At 36.8% G+C, this 2,050-nt stretch carries 1 protein-coding gene; it reads left to right on the forward strand.

Annotated elements, in window-relative coordinates; translation table 11 throughout:
* Positions 1-285: 285 nt before the first annotated feature.
* Entirely contained in the window at positions 286-1,890 is a 1,605-nt protein-coding gene (locus KO502_RS02065) for an ABC-F family ATPase (RefSeq protein WP_216020884.1), read from the forward strand.
* Positions 1,891-2,050 lie beyond the last annotated feature (160 nt).

Genomic DNA, 2,050 nt, shown 5'->3' on the forward strand with positions numbered 1-2,050 from the left:
GCTGAGTGGGAAAGAACTTAATCAACTTGGTATAAATAGGTTTATGTAATGAATTATTGCAAGTTTATTAACTGATAAAATAACATGAATAAGGTAATTTATGTGCTGTTTCTTCATTCAAATATTAGTTTTTCTTAAACAATATATTAGAATTCATGGTCCATTAAGTAACTGTGACTAATAAACAAACTATTAATGTAACGAGGTGGTAGGGTTCTTCTGCTAAATGCTATATAATATGCGCCTTTAAAATGTCTACATTATTCGTAACCCTAGGAATCTCTTTTGATCACTACATCAAACATCACTATGCAATTTGGCGCAGAGCCGTTATTTGAAAACATTTCGGCTAAATTTGGCAACGGCAACCGTTACGGTTTGATTGGTGCAAATGGTTGTGGCAAATCAACATTCATGAAGATCCTTAGTGGTGATTTAGTACCAAGCTCAGGTAATGTTTCTGTAACTTCTGGCAACAAAGTCAGCACGCTAGGACAAGATCAATTCGCCTTTGAAGAGTATTCCGTTATCGACACCGTAATCATGGGTGATATGGCGTTATGGAAAGTTAAGCAAGAACGTGATGCTATTTATGCTCAAGCTGAGATGAGTGAAGCTGACGGCATGCGTGCTGGCGAATTAGAAAGTGAATTCGCTGAAATGGACGGTTACACCGCAGAAAGTAGAGCAGGTGAAATATTGCTAGAAGCAGGTATTGAAGAGTCCCTCCACTTTGGCTCAATGCAAAACGTTGCCCCTGGTTGGAAATTACGAGTACTTCTTGCTCAAGCCTTATTTGCTAACCCAGATATTTTATTACTTGATGAGCCTACCAACAACTTAGATATTCATACCATCAGTTGGTTAGAAGGTGAGTTGAACAAACGTAAATGCACTATGATCATCATCTCGCATGATAGACATTTTCTAAATTCTGTTTGTACGCACATGGCCGATATTGATTATGGTGAGCTACGTATTTATCCCGGTAACTACGAATTCTATTTATCGCAATCTGCATTATTGCGTGAACAACTCTTATCAGGTAACGAGAAAAAAGAAGCTGAGATTGCTGAATTACAAGATTTCGTTAACCGCTTTGGCGCTAATGCATCAAAAGCAAAACAAGCCAGCTCTCGCGCTAAGAAAATGGATAAAATTAAATTAGATGATGTAAAAGCATCAAGCCGTATTACTCCTAAAATTGCTTTTGCACCAGGTAAAAAAATGCATCGTCAAGCGTTAGAGCTTGAAGGCTTAACTCATGGTTTTGATGGTGAAACATTATTTAGCGATGGTGACTTGTTATTAGAAGCAGGTGCTAAGTTAGCTATTATCGGTGAAAATGGTGTAGGTAAAACAACCTTATTACGCTGTTTAATGAACGAACTAGAGCAAACGGCGGGAGTTGTTAAGTGGTCTGAAAATGCTTCTATTGGCTATTGCCCACAATCTAGTGGCTCATTTTTTGATAACGACTTAACTTTGATGGACTGGATGTCACAATGGCGTAGACCTTGTCATAACGATTTAAGTGTACGCGGTATGTTAGGCCGTATGTTATTTACCGATGACGATGCTAACAAAAAGGCTCGTAATTGTTCAGGTGGTGAAAAAAACCGTTTATTATTTGGCATGTTAATGATGGCTGACGTTAATGTACTGATAATGGATGAGCCAACGAACCACATGGATATTGAAGCGATTGACGCATTAAATAACGCTTTAAAAGATTTTGAAGGTACTTTGATCTTTGTTAGTCATGACCGTGAATTTGTATCAAGCTTAGCAACACGTATTATTGATATTAAAGATAAAAAATTAATCGACTTCCAGGGCTCGTTAGATGAGTATTTAGATAGCCAAGAAAAAATGAAAAAAACAGCTTAGTTATTAAGCCTAGAATATAAGGCTAGGTTATTAAACGTTTCCCTAGTTGTGAATATTACGAGAAAAGTTAATCCCATCTTATGGTGGTATTAACTTTTTTATATTTTTAAAGGCTTATATTCTACGTTATACCAATTCCGATAATTTTCTGGTCTAGCTG

The sequence above is a fragment of the Colwellia sp. E2M01 genome, assembly GCF_018860585.1.
Taxonomy (GTDB): Bacteria; Pseudomonadota; Gammaproteobacteria; order Enterobacterales; family Alteromonadaceae; genus Colwellia.